Source organism: Rhizorhabdus sp., assembly GCF_018006725.1.
GTDB lineage: Bacteria > Pseudomonadota > Alphaproteobacteria > Sphingomonadales > Sphingomonadaceae > Rhizorhabdus.
In genome coordinates this window covers 28610-43990 of the sequence record NZ_JAGMXV010000014.1, presented here as the reverse complement: position 1 = coordinate 43990, position 15381 = coordinate 28610, and the positions used below count along the sequence as shown (strand labels likewise).

Here is a 15381-nt window from a genome sequence, read left to right as displayed (position 1 = left end):
CTTGGGAAGCGATTCGGCCCAATCTGACCCGGCTGTACGACGCGGCCGACTGGTGGAGCGTCGTCGAGGGCAGCGTGGAGAGTGCGCTGGATGACGAGGATCCCGCCTTCGTGCGTCAGGCCGCCGAACTGGCGGAAACCGCCACATGGGACGCCGGTACCTGGAAAGCGCTGACGGGTCAGTTGAACGCCGCCACCGGGCGCAAGGGCAAGGCCTTGTTCCTGCCGCTGCGGCTCGCGCTCACCGGGCGCGAGCATGGGCCGGACATGAACGCGCTGCTCCCGCTGATCGGCCGCGACCGCGCAATTGCACGGCTGCGTGCCGCCGGATCCTGAGCCCCGACGAAGCGGCTCACCCTCAGAAGCGGTTGGACGGCGCGATCAGCCCAACCAGCAGATAGAGCAGGATCGTCGAGCCGACGCCGCAGAGCGTCAGCAGCACCGCCGCGATGCGGATCAGCGAAAGATCGATTCCGCTATAGTCGGCAAGACCGGCGCACACGCCCATGATCTTGCCCTGGCTCTTGTTGAGGCGAAAGCGTTCGGTACGGACGGACATGGCAATTTCCTTTGCTTGACAGGACGGTCAGAGGAGGACGGGGCGCTCGGCCGAGATCGGCGTCGCGGAGCAGAAGCAGTTCGCATTCGCCGGCCCCAGAGCGGTCGCCAGACAGGCGAGGCTGAAGAGCAGCGCACCGCCGACCGCGAGCAGAAAACGCTTGGCGTCGCTCATCTCGGTGTTGGTGTCGAACATGGTCTGGCTCCCTTTGATCGGCCCCCTCGGCCGGATACCCAATGCTGTGCAGGAGCCGTGCCAAATGTTCGGAGCCAGGAAAATCGGGGTTAAAACCTTCTTCACGGCCCGACGATCCCGAATATGGCACCATCTTATCGGAAAATTCGCCAAGGTGCGGCATATCTGCCCGATAGGCGCCGGCCATTTCCTTCATTGAGTCATTCCCGCGACGGCGGGAATCCATATCCGTCGGGGCCACAATCAAAAGGTCCGATCCGGACCAGATTCCACGACCGCAGGAACGCGTGATGATGTACTATCACGCCAGTGAGTCGGAGACACATCCGGCCACGCTCGGAGTAGGAGTATAGCCATGACCAATGGAGGTTATCTTACCGAACGAAAATCCCATCCCCTCGGCCTCGGGCTGGTCATCGCCGGCCATGCCGCTGTCCTGGCCGCGCTGATCCTTGCGCCGCCTGAGAGCTTCAAACGAATCGTCTATCTCCCGACCATCGTCGAGAGCATCGAGGCACCCCCGCCGCCAGATGAGCAGCTGCCCCCGCCGCCCAAGGCATCCCCGAAGGAGGCGAAGCCGCACTTGGTGAAGCCGATCGTCGACTTGGCGCCCCCTTCCACCCAGCCCATCCGGCTCGATCCGCTTCCGCAGGTCGAACCCGCGACGACGCAGCCGGTACAACCCGTCCAACCCGCAACACCGCTGTTCGTCCCTGCAGCGATCGAGCCGGGCGCCGCCGCGCGCTTCCAGCCGGGCTATCCTTCCGCCCTCGCCCGCGCAGATATCGAAGGGAGCGCAACGGTGCGCGTGCTGATCGGCGCCGATGGCCGGGTGAAGCAGGTCGAGCTGGTCAACGCGACCCATGCCGGCTTTTTCGAAGCCACGCGCGATCACGCCCTGCGCGCGTGGCGCTTCCGTCCCGCGACGCGAGAGGGCGTGCCGACCGACAGCTGGCGCACGCTGACGGTGCGGTTCAAGCTGGAAAGCTGATCCAGCCGGCCGGTCTGGCGCCCGGTCTTCCGGGCGCGGACTGGCGCGACGGGATGTCCTCGCCTATCTTGGCCTTCATGGCCATATTCCCCCGCCCTTCGACCCCGCGCGCCTTTGTTGCCGATCTAAAAGCCTTCCTGCATCAGCAGAACCGCCACAAGCTGATGATCGCGGTCGTCTCGGGGCTGATGCCGATGATCATCGTCTGGGGCTTTTATGTCGATTCGAAGACCGACAAGCCCAAGGCGCAGGTGATCTTCGTCGAGAGCTGGCCCTCTACCCGCACCGATGCCGAGATCGAGAAACAGAACATCGCCGACCAGAAGGTCCGCGACGCACAACGCAAGGCGAAACAGGAGGAATATCGCCGCGTGGCCGACAAACTCGGCATCGAATATTGATCCCGCCGCGCGCGGACGACCGGCGGTGGATGCTGGCAGCCATCGCGCTCGCCGGACGCGGCAGCGGACGCACCGCACCCAACCCCAATGTCGGCTGCATCGTCGTTCGTGACGGGCGCGTGATGGGGCGGGGCGTGACGCAGGCTGGCGGCCGCCCTCATGCCGAAGCGCAGGCCCTGGCAATGGCAGGGAGTGTGGAAGGCGCCACCGTCTATGTCACGCTGGAGCCGTGCGCGCATTTCTCGACGCGCGGCCCCGCCTGTGCCGACCTTCTTGCAGCAGCCGCTCCGGCACGCGTGGTCGTGGCGCTGACCGATCCCGACCCGCGGACCAATGGCCGGGGCATCGCACGGCTGGAGGCCGCCGGAATCGCGGTAACTGCCGGCGTCGCTGCCGACGAGGCGCGGCGGTCGATGGCCGGCTTCCTCACCCGTCAAGCATCGAACCGACCGCATGTCACGCTCAAGCTCGCCACGTCGCTCGACGGCTGCATCGCGCTCGCGGACGGGAGCAGCCGCTGGATCACCGGCGACGCGGCGCGGGCGCATTGCCATGTCGAACGCAGCCGACATGAGGCGATCCTGGTCGGTCGCCGCACTTTCGACGCCGACGCGCCGCGCCTCGACGTGCGGCTGCCAGGGCTGGCCGATCGCAGCCCCCGCCGGCTGCTGCTCACACACGGCGCGGCACCCGAGGGCTGGACCGCTATCGCCCGCCCGCAACTGATCGCGGACCTCGAAGGGGTCGACCATCTGTTCGTTGAGGGCGGCGCGGCCACGGCAGCGGCTTTTCTGCGCGCCGATCTCGTCGACAGACTGCTGCTCTACACCGCACCGATCCTGATCGGCGGCGGCCGGCCGGCGATCGCGGATATCGGCCTCGGCGATCTCGCATCGGCACATGGCCGCTGGTGCATGGCCGACACGCGCATGCTTGGCAGCGACCGCCTCAGCATCTACGAACGCTGCTGACATGTTCACCGGAATCATCACCGACATCGGCACCATCGTCGCGACCGAGCAGCGCGGCGACCTTCATGTGCGCGTCGCCTGCTCCTACGACACGGGCTCGATCGACATCGGCGCATCGATCGCCTGTTCGGGCGCGTGCATGACGGTGGTCGAACTCGGGCCCGACTGGTTCGCGATAGACATCAGCGGCGAGAGCGTCTCGCGCACCGCAGCCGATCGCTGGGTGACCGGTCGCAAACTCAACCTCGAACGCTCGCTCAAGCTGGGCGACGAACTGGGTGGCCACATCGTGACAGGCCATGTCGACGGTGTCGGCACGGTCGCCTCGATCGGTTCCGACGGCGATTCGAAGCGCTTCGAGATTCGCGCACCGGCGGAACTCGCCCCCTATCTGGCGGAGAAGGGATCGATCACGGTCGACGGCGTATCGCTGACGGTCAACACGATCACCGACCAGCCGGACGGCAGCACCCTGTTCGGCCTGAACATCATCCCGCATACCGCGGCGGTGACGACGATCGGCCTGCTCGAAGTCGGCGACAGCGTGAACCTGGAGATCGACGTGCTGGCCCGTTATCTGCGGCGCATGGAGCAGCTGCGCACCTCGGCCTGACAAGGAATCACATTTCAATGTGATTTAATCGTTGCGATGTCACCTCGATGTGATATCGCAGCACCCATGAGCACCGAACTGATCGATCGCATCCGCCACGCCGTGTCCGAACGCGGCGTTTCCCGTTCCGGCCTTGCCCGCGCCGCCGGACTTCATCCCAATTCGCTGCGGTCGCTCGACGACCCCGACTGGAACCCCACGGCGGATACGCTAAAGAAGCTCGAGCGCTATCTCTCCTATTCTGGCCTGTCGCCGATCGAGGAGATCATCGACGAGGCGCGCAACGGCCGGATGTTCATCCTCGTCGACGACGAGGACCGCGAGAATGAGGGCGATCTCATCATCCCCGCGCAGATGGCGACGCCGGACGCGATCAACTTCATGGCAAAATATGGTCGCGGGCTGATCTGCCTGTCGATGACCAAGGAGCGCGTCGACCAGCTCGGCCTGCCGCTGATGAGCCGCAACAACGGCACCCGTCACGAAACCGCCTTCACCGTCTCGATCGAGGCCCGCGAGGGCGTAACCACCGGCATCTCCGCCGCTGACCGCGCGCGCACCGTCGCCGTCGCAATCGACGCGTCGAAGGGCCCCGAGCATATCGTGACGCCGGGCCATGTTTTCCCGCTGGTCGCCAAGCCCGGCGGCGTGCTGATCCGCGCGGGTCACACCGAAGCGGCGGTGGACGTTGCGCGCCTTGCCGGTCTCAACCCCTCGGGCGTGATCTGCGAGATCATGAACGATGACGGCACGATGGCGCGGATGGACTCGCTGGTCGAGTTCGCCCGCACCCACAAGCTCAAGATCGGCACCATCCGCGACCTGATCGCCTATCGCCGCAAGCACGACCATCTGGTCGAGAAGCGCACCGAAACGCGCTTCACCAGCCGCTGGGGCGGCGAGTGGAAGCTGACGACCTTCTACAACAAGGCGACCGGGACCGAGCAGACCGCGCTGGTCATGGGTCATATCGACCCCGACAAGCCGACTCTGGTGCGCATGCACCTGCTCAACCCCTTCGCCGACATCTATGGCGAGAAGAGCCCGCGCAGCGACCTGATCGAGCGCTCGATGGAAATGATCGCCGAGGAAGGCGCCGGCGTGATCGTCATCCTCAACCGCCCGATGAGCGGCTGGATGACCCGCGCGGTCGAGGCGCGCGAGACCGGCGACAGTTCGGCGATGGACGAACTGCGCGACTATGGCGTGGGTGCGCAGATCCTGACCGAACTTGGCGTGCAGGACATGATCCTGCTCACCAATTCGCACCACACGCTGATTGCGCTGGACGGCTATGGTCTGTCGATCGTAGGCGAGCGGCCCATTCCCGCCGCCTGACAGGAGCTAGACCATGGCCAAGATCCTCATCGTCGAAGCGCGCTTCTACGATCATCTGAACGACATGCTCCTCGACGGCGCGCGCACCGCGATCGAGGAAGCGGGTCATCGTCACGAGACGGTCACCGTTCCCGGCGCACTCGAGATCCCCGGCGCCATCGCAATGGCTGCCGAGAGCGGACGCTATGACGGCTTCGTCGCGATCGGGGTCGTGATCCGCGGCGAGACCTATCATTTCGAGGTGGTCTCGAACGAGAGCGCACGCGGCCTGATGGCGCTGTCGATGGACGGCATCGCGATCGGCAACGGCATCATCACCGTCGAGAACGAAGCCCAGGCGCTAGCCCGCGCTCGCCGGTCGGATAAGGACAAGGGCGGAGAAGCGGCCAAGGCCGCACTGCGCATGCTCGAACTGCGCGAAAAATTCGGCGCCTGACCTGATCGAGACCAATTGCCGATCGTCATCACGGCGTATCGGCAATTGGGTCTTGCCCTCGCTGTGACGGAAGGCGATGGCGGGTCGATGAGCAGCGCATCGCCCGCCTCGCCCCCCGTCGCCCGCGCCTATGCCGCGATGGTGATCGCCAATATCGCGCTCGCCTTCGGCCCCTGGCTGGTCCGCCTCGCCGACACCTCATCGATCGCTTCGGCCTTCTGGCGGCTGGCACTCGCCTGCCCCCTCCTCTTTGCGATGACCCGGCTCGCGCGCCAGCCGATCCCGCGCCTGTCCTGGGGCATGATCGGGACGATCGCGGTCGGCGGCCTTTTCTTCGCGGCCGACCTCGGCGCCTGGCATGTCGGCATCCACCACACAAAGCTCGCCAATGCGACCCTGTTCGGCAATCTCGCCAGCTTCCTGCTGCCCGCCTTCGCGCTGATCGCGACGCGATCGCTGCCCGATCGCGTTCAGGCGTTGGCACTGCTGCTGGCCGTGATCGGCACGGCGCTGCTGCTCGGCCGCTCCTACCAGCTCGACAGCCGCTACCTGACCGGCGACCTGCTGTGCATTCTCGCCGGCATTTTCTACACCGGCTATATCATAGCCCTGTCGAAGGCGCGGGGCATGCTGCAGCCCATGCCGGTGCTGCTCATCTCGACGATGGCGGGCGTGCTGCCGCTGCTGCTGTTCGCGTGGATCGACGGCGGCCCCATCCTGCCGCACGACTGGACGCCGTTGCTGCTGCTGGCGATCGGCAGCCAGGTCGTCGGGCAGGGACTCATGGTCTATGCGATCGGCCATCTCCCGCCGCTGGTGATCGGGATCGGACTGCTCATCCAGCCTTTCATCGCTGCCCTTATCGGCAGCGTGCGCTATGGCGAGATGTTGGGCATCCTCGATCTCGCCGGCGGCCTCGCCATCTGCGCCGCCCTGGTACTCGTCCGGGCCGGTAGCACTGGTCAGCAGACGCCCGAAAAGCTAAAGGAACAGCCATGATTACTCCCGCCGACATGACCCTCGACGAGCTTCGGCGGGCGCTGGCCGAGCGCCTTCCCACCCATGCCGTGTTCGACGGCTGGAGTTCCACCGCGCTGGCCAATGCCGCCGACGAGCTCGACGTCCCTGCCGACCGGGCCGCGCTGTGCTTCCCGGGCGGCGCGATCGAGATGATCGACGCCTGGTTCGCCACCATCGATGCAGCGATGGCCGAGCACCTCCGGTCGCTCGACCTCGGCGCGATGAAGATCCGCGACCGCATCCGCACCGCGCTGCTCGTCCGGCTCGACGAAGCCACCCGCCAGCCCGACGCCCTGCGCCGGGCGATCACCCAGCTCGCGCGTCCGCGCCATGCCGCACGCGCGGTCAAGCTGGCATGGCGCGCCGCCGACTCGATGTGGCGCGCGATCGGCGACACCAGCGTCGACATCGCCTGGTACAGCAAACGGACGACGCTCGCCGCGCTCTACACATCGGTTCTGACCGCGTGGATGGACGACGACAGCGAGGACTTCGCCGACACGCGCGCCTTCCTTGATCGCCGGATCGACGACGTCATGCGGTTCGAGAAGTTCAAGGCCAGGATGAAGCCCGAGCCCGACCGACATTTCAGCCCGGTCCGTTTTCTCGGACGGCTGCGCTATCGCCTCCAGGCCTGACCTGCGCTTAATTTGCGAGGGGGGATGGCAAAGACGCCACCTTATTGATAATCACTCGCATCATGGATGTGGATGCAGAGACGATGAGCCTCGACAGGCTGCCGCTGGGAACCGGCGGCGCCATCATCGGGGTACGCTGGGACCAGCTAGACGAGCGCGATGCGCGCCGCCTGCGTGAACTGGGCGTGGACGAGGGCGTGTCGGTGGAGAAGTTGCACAAGGGCCCGTTCGGCGCCGATCCCATCGCGTGCCGCATCGGCCGCATGACCGTCGCGCTGCGCAGCATCCAGGCGTCCGCCATCCTGGTCGGGCCTCGATCGGCATCATGACGCCGACCCCGCTGATTGCGCTGGCCGGCAACCCCAATGCCGGCAAGAGCGCCCTGTTCAACGCGCTCACCGGCGCCCGCCAGAAGGTCGGCAATTATCCGGGCGTGACGGTGGAGCGGAAATCGGGCCGCATGGCGCTCGACGATGGCCGCCCGCTCGAATTGCTCGACCTGCCCGGCACCTACAGCCTGACGCCATCGAGCCCCGACGAAGCCGTCACCCATGACGTGCTGCTCGGCAAGCAGCCGGGCGAGCGGATGCCCTCCGCCTTGCTCGTCGTCGTGGATGCGACCAATCTCGACAACCATCTGCGCTTCGCGCTCCAACTGATCGACCTCGGCCTGCCGACGGTGGTCGCGCTCAACATGGTCGACATGGCCGAGCGCGACGGACTGCGCATCGACGCCGACCGGCTCTCGACCGAGCTCGGCGTGCCGGTCATCCCGACCGTTGCCGTCCGCCGGAAGGGTATCGACGAACTCAAGGTCGCGCTCGGCAGCCTGGCGGCGACGCAGGCGTCCCGTCCGGTCAGCGAACCGTCGACCGACCATGACGCGCTGATCACGCTGCAGCGGCGCGCGCGCGCGATCGCCGCCGCCGCAATGACAGAAGAGAATTTCCGGCTGCGCTGGACGCACCGCGCCGATGCGGTGGCGCTGCACCCGGTGATCGGCCCCATCCTGCTGGCGACCATCCTGTTCGTGATGTTTCAGGCTGTGTTCGCCTGGTCCGCAGCGCCCGCCGATGCGATCGACGGCGCCTTCGTCGCCCTGCAGGGCATTGTGGCCGACCGGATGCCCGACGGCTTCGTCAGGTCACTGATCACCGAGGGACTGATCGCGGGCGTGGGCGCGGTGATCGTCTTCCTGCCGCAGATCCTGATCCTGTTCCTGTTCATCCTGCTGCTCGAAGCATCGGGCTATATGGTCCGCGCCGCCTTCATCATGGACCAGTTGATGGCGCGCGTCGGCCTGTCGGGCCGGGCCTTCATCCCGCTCCTGTCGTCCTTCGCCTGCGCGATTCCGGGCATCATGGCGACGCGCACGATCGACGATCCCAAGGACCGGCTGACGACGATCCTGATCGCGCCGCTGATGACCTGCTCGGCCCGCCTGCCTGTCTATGCCGTTATCATCGCGGCCTTCATTCCCGAGCGGACCGTCGGCCCCGGCGTCGGTCTGCAGGGCTTGGTCCTCTTCTGCCTCTATATCGCCGGCATCGCCGGAGCGATGTTCGCCGCCTACATCCTGCGCCGGACGGTGACCAAGGGGCCTGCTCCCGGCTTCCTGATGGAAATGCCGCGTTACCAGATGCCGATCCTGCGCGACGTGCTGCTGGGCCTGTGGCAGCGCGCGATCATCTTCCTGCGCCGCGCCGGCACGATCATCGCGGCGACCACGGCCGTCCTGTGGCTGCTCGTCTCCTATCCCAAGGCCCCCGCCGACTATTCCCAGCCCGCAATCGACTATTCGATCGCCGGCCGGATCGCGGGTGCGCTCGAACCGGTGTTCGCGCCGGTCGGGTTCAACCGCGACATGGCGCTGGCACTGATTCCGGCCATGGCGGCCCGCGAGGTCGCCGTGTCGGCGCTCGCCACCGTCTATGCTGTCGATGCCGAGGACGAAGCGGTCCAGGAGCAGTCGCTGGTCGAACGGCTGCAAGGGCGCTGGTCGCTGCCAACCGCTCTGGCCTTCCTCGCCTGGTTCGTTTTCGCGCCGCAATGCGTGTCGACGATCGCAGTCGTGCGGCGCGAGACGAACAGCTGGAAATGGACCGGCTTCATGCTGGCCTATTTGTTCGGTCTGGCTTACATCGCGGCAGGCGCTACCTATTGGAGCGCGCTAGCTTTAGGTTTGTAGGGAGGCCCGCGTGGCAGGCAGCGTTAACAAGGTGATCCTCGTCGGCAATCTGGGTCGCGACCCGGAAAGCCGCTCCTTTGCCAATGGCGGCAAGGTGGTGAACCTGCGCATCGCCACCTCGGAGCAGTGGAAGGATCGCAACACCGGCGAGCGCCGCGACAAGACCGAATGGCATTCGGTCGCGATCTTCAACGAGGCACTGGCCGGCGTCGCCGAGCGCTATCTGCGCAAGGGCAGCAAGGTCTATCTCGAAGGCCAGCTCCAGACCCGCAAATGGACCGACCAGCAGGGCCAGGAGCGCTATTCGACCGAGGTCGTGCTTCAGGGCTTCAACGCCGTGATGGTACTGCTCGATCGCCCCGAAGGCGGTGGCGGAATGGGCGGCGGCTCCGGCGGCGGCGGCATGGGTGCCGGCGGCGGCAGCTGGGGCGACGATGACGGCTATGGCAGCGGCTCGGGCTTCGGCGGCGGCGGCAGTGCCGGCGGCGGCTTCGGTGGCGGCAATCGCGGCGGCGGGCAGAGCGCTGGCGGCGGGCGCAAGTCCGATCCGTTCGATGTCGGCGATCTCGACGACGACGTTCCGTTCTGATCGCGGGACCGCGACAGGCGCTGCCGATTACCCGATGAACGGCTGCTGCGCCCGGCACGCCGGGCTCCTCCTCGCTTGCGTGGGAAGCCGGGTAGCGTATTTTCCTGCAATGCGTGACCCGGTCCCTTTCGGTTTGGTGAGATGAGCCCCTCGCTACCGATCCTCAGGTCGCCACCTTTTCCCGGGACGGCGCCCGAGACGGCCGCCGTAAGTCGGCAGCGCCCGCTCGCGCCGGTGCGTGAGGACATCACTCCTCAATTGCGCGAGCGCGCCCAACTGATCCGCGAAAGGATCGTGGAAGCGCGCATCGGTGGGCGTTTCTGGGCTGCTGGCGCTGACAATGTCTGGGATCAGATAGCGCGCGGCGAAAGGCTGGCATTCGCTGGCGACGACGAGCGTGGTCTGCTGGCACTGATTGCCGGGGCTAGTGTCGATTGGACCGGTCCCGGCCCCTTTGCCGATATCGCGCACAGCCCTGATCCGGACGCGCTCGATCGTGCGGTGACCCGCTGGCTGATCGACGGGGCCGACTATCGCGACCCCTTTTCCGGACGGCCGGTCGCGATCGAAGCGGCGATCGACCAGCTCGCTTTCTGGCGGCAGGCGATCGACCGCAATCGGGGGCTCGTCGTCGCGGCTGGCATAGCGCGCTGGAAGCGGCGCGAGGTCGAAGCGATGCTATGGCCGGGTGACAGCCTGGTCTTCGCCGGCAATGCCGCAGACGCCGTCGGCGCCGCGCTGCGAGGAGGCGGCGAAATCGCGGTATGGCCTTCCAAGGCGCCGCGCGGACTGGCCGAGGAGGCCGCGGCCCATGGCGTAAACGTGCATCCGGTCGAGGACGGCTTCCTCCGATCCGCCGGGCTGGGGAGCGACTGCCACCCGCCGCATTCGATTATCCTGGACCGGTCCGGCCTTCACCTCGACCCGACCCGTCCTTCCGACCTGGAAGCGATGATCGCAGCACCGGCCGATCCGGCACTGCTCGCCCGTGCGGAACGGCTCATGCGGTCGCTGGTCGACGCCGGGATCAGCAAATATGCGAGCGGCGGAGCCCCCTGGGAGCGCCCGGTCAAGGACCGCCGCATCGTCCTCGTCACCGGCCAGGTCGAGGATGACCTTTCGGTGAAACTGGGCGGTGCCGGCGTCGAAGGCAATCTCGACCTGATCCGCCGCGCGCGCGCCACAGAGCCCGACGCATGGCTCGTCTTCAAGCCGCACCCCGACGTCGACGCCGGCCACCGGCGGGGCGCCATAACCGATGCCGTTGCCCTGCGCCATGTGGACCAGGTCGTGCGCGACGTGCCGATGGCGTCGATGCTCGATGCGGTCGACGCCGTGCATGTCCTTACGTCGCTCACGGGTTTCGAGGCACTTATTCGCGGCTGCGACGTTGTGACGCACGGCCAGCCCTTCTATGCAGGATGGGGATTGACGCGGGACCTCGCGCCGCCCATTGAGCGCAGACGGGGCCACAACGTAACGAAGGCGCAGCTTGTGGCGGCAACTTTGATTCTCTACCCGCGCTATCTCGACCCGGTAACGAAGCTCCCCTGCTCTCCCGAAATTCTCGTGGAGCGCCTTGCAGCCGAGCCGGAACCCCGTGAGACGCTGCTGACCCGCCTGCGCCGCCTTCAGGGCCGCCTGCGCCGAACCCTCTCCGTTGCGGGAGGCCGGGCTTGAAGCTTCACGACATCGCCAAGCAGCGCTTCCTGTTCCTGCAAGGGCCGCCGGGACCCTTTTTCGACCGGCTCGGCGCATCGTTGCGCCGGCTCGGCCATGCGGTCCACCGGATCAATCTCAACGCCGGTGACGTGGCCTCCTGGTCGGGTCCGGCGATCGATTATCGCGGTACCGCCGAGCGCTGGCCGAGCTTCGTCGACGATTTCCTGGTCCACCACAGGATCACCGACCTGATCCTGTTCGGCGACTGCCGACCGTTGCACAATGCGGCACGCGGCATGGCGCGGCTGCGCGGCGTGCGCGTCCATGTGTTCGAGGAAGGCTATATCCGGCCCGACTGGGCCACGCTCGAACTCGACGGCGTGAACGGTCACTCCTCGCTGCCACGCGATCCGAACTGGTACCTGAAGGCGGCGCGCACACTCCCGCCGCTGGCCAAGCGCCCGACCGTGCCGTCGCGTTTCCGCCGCCGCGCACAGGAAGCAACCAGCTATTATGCCCGCACCTCGCTCGGCCGCTGGCGCTTTCCGCACTACAAGTCGCACCGCGACCGTTCGGCGGTGACGGAAGCGCTCGGATGGCTCAAGCAGTTCGCACTGCGCAAGCTGCAGGAAGACCGGGCCGAGAACGTCCTCGCCCAGCTTGAGGGCAAACGCTATTTCGCGCTGCCGCTGCAGTTGTCCTCGGACCACCAGATCCGCGTCCATTCGCTGTTCGGCACGATGCAGGCGGGCGCCTCTTATGTCATCGAGAGCTTTGCCCGCTCGGCCCCCGACGACACCTATCTTCTGGTCAAGGAACATCCGCTCGACAGCAGCCTGTTCAGCTGGCGCCGGTTCATCCGGCGCGAGGCGCGACGGCTGAACGTCGAGCATCGCGTGCTGTTCACCAAGGGCGGCCGGATCGACGACATCGTCGAGAATTCGCTGGGCGTCGTCACGGTCAACAGCACGACGGGCACGTTGGCGCTGGCATCGGGCATTCCGGTGATCACGCTGGGCCAGGCAGTCTACAACATCCCCGGCATCACCTTTCAGGGGCCGCTCGACAGCTTCTGGAGCGATCCGACCCCGCCCAATGCGAAGATCTGGGATGCCTTCTCCCGCGTGCTGCAGGCGCGCTGCCTTGTCTATGGCGGCTTCGCCAGCGACGAGGGGATCGAAATGCTGGTCGAAGGGTCGATCGCACGGTTGGTCGAAGCGTCGAAGATCGTGGACATCGGTTCCTATCTGGGCGGCACCACCCAGATTGCCGCCGAATAGCGCGCGCCTCCCGATCGATCCGCCTCAGCGGCGGCGCATGATATATTCCTCGTCATACCAGCTGCCGACCTTGAAGCGGTAGTCGCCGACCTTCTCGAAGCCGCGTGCGGCATAAACCGCCTGCGCCTTGTCGTTGCCCGACCAGACGCCCAGCCATACCGGCCCCGGCCGCGCCACGGCGAGATAATCGAGCGCGGCCGCGAGCAGCCCCGCACCCAGCCGGAGCCCCTGCGCCTCGCGCAGGACGTAGAGCTGGTAGAGTTCGCCCTCGCCAGGCGCGACTTCGACATGGGGCAGCTTGCAGGGGCCGACCTGCGCATAGCCCAGCAATTCGCCGTCGCGATCCGCGACCCAGCTTCGCCGCTCCCCATCGGCCAGTTCGGCGCGAACCGCATCCGCCGAATAGGCCTCCGCCTCGAAGATCGCGAGGTCAGCCGGCGGGTAGGGGATCGCGAACCCGTCTTCCAGGAAGGTCTGGCGAAAGGTGCTCAGCTTGAGCCGGGCGAGTGGCTCGGCATCATCGGGCGCGGCGGGGCGGATGGCGATGGTCATGCCTCTGCCTGCGATGCAGCGGCGATGCCGTCAAGCAGGCGAACTCCACAAAGAGAAGGGGCGCGGAAGCCAAAGCCTCCGCGCCCCGATCCCTTGCTCCTGCCGGTCCCGAAGGACCGGTCCGGATCAGCCGTTCTGACGAGCCTTGAGGGCTTCGCCGAGAATGTCGCCGAGCGATGCGCCCGAGTCGGACGAACCGTACTGCGCAACGGCCTGCTTTTCTTCGGCGATCTGCATCGCCTTGACCGAGAAGGTCGGCTTCTTGGAGCGGTCGAAACCGGTCACCATTGCGTCGAACTTCTGGCCGACCTGGAAACGCTCCGGACGCTGCTCGTCGCGGTCGCGGCCGAGATCGCTGCGCTTGATGAAGCCAGCCGCGCCATCGTCGCCAGCCTGGACTTCCAGACCGCCGTCGGTGACGGCAAGGACGGTAACGGTGACGACCGCGCTCTTGTTGAGCTTCGAGCCATCCGAGGTCGCAGCGCCGATGCCGCCACGCTCGAGCTGCTTGATGCCGAGCGAGATGCGCTCCTTCTCGGAGTCGATGTCGAGGACGATCGCCTTGACCGTCTCACCCTTGTGGTGAAGCGACAGGGCTTCCTCGCCGGTCACGCCCCAGGCGATGTCGGACATGTGGACCATGCCGTCGACATCGTTGTCGAGGCCGATGAACAGGCCGAACTCGGTGGCGTTCTTGACTTCGCCCTCGACGACCGAACCGATCGGATGCGCTTCGGCGAAGGCCTCCCACGGGTTGGTGATCGCCTGCTTGAGGCCGAGCGAGATGCGGCGCTTGTCGGCGTCGACCTCGAGGATGACGACTTCGACTTCCTGGCTGGTCGAGACGATCTTGCCCGGGTGGACGTTCTTCTTGGTCCAGCTCATTTCGGAGACGTGGACCAGACCCTCGATGCCCGGCTCGAGCTCGACGAAGGCACCATATTCGGTGATGTTCGTCACGCGGCCCGAGAACTTGCCGCCGATCGGGTACTTGGCCGAAGCGCCTTCCCACGGATCGCTCTCAAGCTGCTTCATGCCGAGCGAGATGCGCTGCGTGTCCTTGTTGATGCGGATGATCTGCACCTTCACGACGTCGCCGATGTTGATCATCTCGTTCGGATGGCCAACGCGCTTGTAGCTGAGGTCGGTGACGTGCAGCAGGCCGTCGATGCCGCCGAGGTCGACGAACGCACCATAGTCGGTGATGTTCTTGACGACGCCTTCGATCACCTGGCCTTCGGCCAGCGACTGGATCAGGCCCGAACGCTGCTCGGCGCGGGTTTCCTCGAGAACGGCGCGGCGCGACACGACGATGTTGCCGCGGCGGCGATCCATCTTGAGGATCTGGAAGGGCTGCGGAATGTCCATCAGCGGGGTGACGTCGCGGACCGGACGGATGTCGACCTGCGAACCCGGAAGGAAGGCCACGGCGCCGTTGAGGTCGACGGTGAAGCCGCCCTTGACGCGGCCGAAGATGACGCCTTCGACGCGGCTCGACTGCGAGAACTCGGCTTCGAGCTTGTCCCAGGCGGCTTCGCGGCGGGCGCGGTCGCGGCTGAGCATCGCTTCGCCATGGACGTTCTCGACGCGGTCGACATAAACTTCGACTTCGTCACCGACCTTCAGATCGGCCTTCTGGCCGGGCGCAGGCGCGAATTCGCGCAGGGCCACGCGGCCTTCCGACTTCAGACCGACGTCGATGACGGCCATGTCGTTTTCGATCGCGGTGACGGTGCCCTTGACGACGCGGCCTTCGAAGCCTTCGTTCTCGCCGCCGAGGGTCTGGTTGAGAAGCGCCGCGAAATCGTCGCGGCTCGGGTTTGCCGTAGTGGCCATAGACTAATGTCTTCCTGTGTCAGTTATTCCGGCCATCCGGTTGTCTCCGGAGGTCTTTGGGCCAGAACCGCCATAACGGCCTCATGCCGCTATGGCATCCGCAGGTCGCTCGA

At 66.3% G+C, this 15381-nt stretch carries 17 protein-coding genes and 1 pseudogene; 14 read left to right on the top strand and 4 right to left on the bottom strand.

Features of this window, described 5'->3' with window-relative positions; all coding sequences use genetic code 11:
* A pseudogene (locus KAY22_RS04095) lies at positions 1-335 on the top strand (glutamate--tRNA ligase); the annotation flags it as partial.
* A gap of 22 nt (positions 336-357) precedes the next feature.
* On the opposite strand, the gene KAY22_RS04090 reads toward KAY22_RS04095, so the two are convergent.
* Complete coding sequence (locus KAY22_RS04090; RefSeq protein ID WP_296620328.1) at positions 358-558, bottom strand: PspC domain-containing protein; 201 nt, start codon at positions 556-558, stop codon at positions 358-360.
* A 27-nt stretch (positions 559-585) separates the two neighbouring features.
* A complete protein-coding gene (locus tag KAY22_RS04085) occupies positions 586-753 on the bottom strand; it encodes a hypothetical protein (RefSeq protein WP_296620326.1) in 168 nt (55 codons plus the stop codon).
* A 355-nt stretch (positions 754-1108) separates the two neighbouring features.
* Here KAY22_RS04085 and KAY22_RS04080 point away from each other — a divergent pair, with 355 nt between their 5' ends.
* From KAY22_RS04080 to KAY22_RS04020, 13 genes are all read left to right on the top strand, one after another.
* Positions 1109-1744, top strand: a complete 636-nt coding sequence (locus KAY22_RS04080; RefSeq protein WP_296620324.1) for an energy transducer TonB — start codon at positions 1109-1111, stop codon at positions 1742-1744.
* A 53-nt stretch (positions 1745-1797) separates the two neighbouring features.
* Positions 1798-2145 (top strand): hypothetical protein, encoded by a 348-nt coding sequence (locus tag KAY22_RS04075; RefSeq protein WP_296620321.1) that lies wholly within the window; start codon positions 1798-1800, stop codon positions 2143-2145.
* Positions 2145-3116: a bifunctional diaminohydroxyphosphoribosylaminopyrimidine deaminase/5-amino-6-(5-phosphoribosylamino)uracil reductase RibD gene (gene ribD, locus KAY22_RS04070; protein WP_366514060.1), complete on the top strand. Its 972-nt coding sequence runs from the start codon at positions 2145-2147 to the stop codon at positions 3114-3116. The genes KAY22_RS04075 and ribD overlap by 1 nt, the downstream gene beginning before the upstream one ends.
* A 1-nt stretch (position 3117) precedes the next feature.
* Entirely contained in the window at positions 3118-3729 is a 612-nt protein-coding gene (locus KAY22_RS04065; protein WP_296620318.1) for a riboflavin synthase, read from the top strand.
* A gap of 66 nt (positions 3730-3795) precedes the next feature.
* Positions 3796-5067 (top strand): 3,4-dihydroxy-2-butanone-4-phosphate synthase, encoded by a 1272-nt coding sequence (ribB, locus tag KAY22_RS04060; RefSeq protein ID WP_296620316.1) that lies wholly within the window; start codon positions 3796-3798, stop codon positions 5065-5067.
* Between the two features lie 13 nt (positions 5068-5080).
* A complete protein-coding gene (gene ribH, locus KAY22_RS04055) occupies positions 5081-5503 on the top strand; it encodes a 6,7-dimethyl-8-ribityllumazine synthase (protein WP_296620314.1) in 423 nt (140 codons plus the stop codon).
* 87 nt (positions 5504-5590) lie between these two features.
* On the top strand, positions 5591-6502 hold the full coding sequence (locus KAY22_RS04050; RefSeq protein ID WP_296620312.1) for a DMT family transporter: 912 nt from the start codon (positions 5591-5593) through the stop codon (positions 6500-6502).
* Positions 6499-7161 (top strand): COQ9 family protein, encoded by a 663-nt coding sequence (locus KAY22_RS04045; protein ID WP_296620309.1) that lies wholly within the window; start codon positions 6499-6501, stop codon positions 7159-7161. The genes KAY22_RS04050 and KAY22_RS04045 overlap by 4 nt, the downstream gene beginning before the upstream one ends.
* Positions 7162-7244: 83 nt before the next feature.
* Complete coding sequence (locus KAY22_RS04040) at positions 7245-7490, top strand: FeoA family protein (protein ID WP_296620307.1); 246 nt, start codon at positions 7245-7247, stop codon at positions 7488-7490.
* Positions 7487-9349: a ferrous iron transporter B gene (locus tag KAY22_RS04035; protein WP_296620305.1), complete on the top strand. Its 1863-nt coding sequence runs from the start codon at positions 7487-7489 to the stop codon at positions 9347-9349. The genes KAY22_RS04040 and KAY22_RS04035 overlap by 4 nt, the downstream gene beginning before the upstream one ends.
* Before the next feature lie 10 nt (positions 9350-9359).
* A complete protein-coding gene (gene ssb, locus KAY22_RS04030) occupies positions 9360-9938 on the top strand; it encodes a single-stranded DNA-binding protein (RefSeq protein WP_296620303.1) in 579 nt (192 codons plus the stop codon).
* Positions 9939-10172: 234 nt separating this feature from the next.
* A complete protein-coding gene (locus KAY22_RS04025) occupies positions 10173-11618 on the top strand; it encodes a capsule biosynthesis protein (protein ID WP_296620301.1) in 1446 nt (481 codons plus the stop codon).
* Positions 11615-12880, top strand: coding sequence for a capsular biosynthesis protein (locus tag KAY22_RS04020; RefSeq protein ID WP_296620299.1), 1266 nt, complete (start codon positions 11615-11617; stop codon positions 12878-12880). The genes KAY22_RS04025 and KAY22_RS04020 overlap by 4 nt, the downstream gene beginning before the upstream one ends.
* Positions 12881-12904: 24 nt before the next feature.
* On the opposite strand, the gene KAY22_RS04015 is transcribed toward KAY22_RS04020, so the two are convergent.
* Both KAY22_RS04015 and rpsA read right to left on the bottom strand, forming a co-directional pair.
* A complete protein-coding gene (locus KAY22_RS04015; RefSeq protein ID WP_296620297.1) occupies positions 12905-13432 on the bottom strand; it encodes a GNAT family N-acetyltransferase in 528 nt (175 codons plus the stop codon).
* 126 nt (positions 13433-13558) lie between these two features.
* Positions 13559-15268: a 30S ribosomal protein S1 gene (rpsA, locus tag KAY22_RS04010; protein ID WP_296620294.1), complete on the bottom strand. Its 1710-nt coding sequence runs from the start codon at positions 15266-15268 to the stop codon at positions 13559-13561.
* Positions 15269-15381: the final 113 nt, after the last annotated feature.

Coding starts and splice junctions, on each gene's coding strand:
- KAY22_RS04090 (WP_296620328.1), bottom strand. CDS start 558: ATGTCCGTCCGTACCGAACGCTTTCGCCTCAACAAGAGCCAGGGCAAG.
- KAY22_RS04085 (WP_296620326.1), bottom strand. CDS start 753: ATGTTCGACACCAACACCGAGATGAGCGACGCCAAGCGTTTTCTGCTC.
- KAY22_RS04080 (WP_296620324.1), top strand. CDS start 1,109: ATGACCAATGGAGGTTATCTTACCGAACGAAAATCCCATCCCCTCGGC.
- KAY22_RS04075 (WP_296620321.1), top strand. CDS start 1,798: ATGTCCTCGCCTATCTTGGCCTTCATGGCCATATTCCCCCGCCCTTCG.
- KAY22_RS04065 (WP_296620318.1), top strand. CDS start 3,118: ATGTTCACCGGAATCATCACCGACATCGGCACCATCGTCGCGACCGAG.
- ribB (WP_296620316.1), top strand. CDS start 3,796: ATGAGCACCGAACTGATCGATCGCATCCGCCACGCCGTGTCCGAACGC.
- ribH (WP_296620314.1), top strand. CDS start 5,081: ATGGCCAAGATCCTCATCGTCGAAGCGCGCTTCTACGATCATCTGAAC.
- KAY22_RS04050 (WP_296620312.1), top strand. CDS start 5,591: ATGAGCAGCGCATCGCCCGCCTCGCCCCCCGTCGCCCGCGCCTATGCC.
- KAY22_RS04045 (WP_296620309.1), top strand. CDS start 6,499: ATGATTACTCCCGCCGACATGACCCTCGACGAGCTTCGGCGGGCGCTG.
- KAY22_RS04040 (WP_296620307.1), top strand. CDS start 7,245: ATGAGCCTCGACAGGCTGCCGCTGGGAACCGGCGGCGCCATCATCGGG.
- KAY22_RS04035 (WP_296620305.1), top strand. CDS start 7,487: ATGACGCCGACCCCGCTGATTGCGCTGGCCGGCAACCCCAATGCCGGC.
- KAY22_RS04015 (WP_296620297.1), bottom strand. CDS start 13,432: ATGACCATCGCCATCCGCCCCGCCGCGCCCGATGATGCCGAGCCACTC.
- rpsA (WP_296620294.1), bottom strand. CDS start 15,268: ATGGCCACTACGGCAAACCCGAGCCGCGACGATTTCGCGGCGCTTCTC.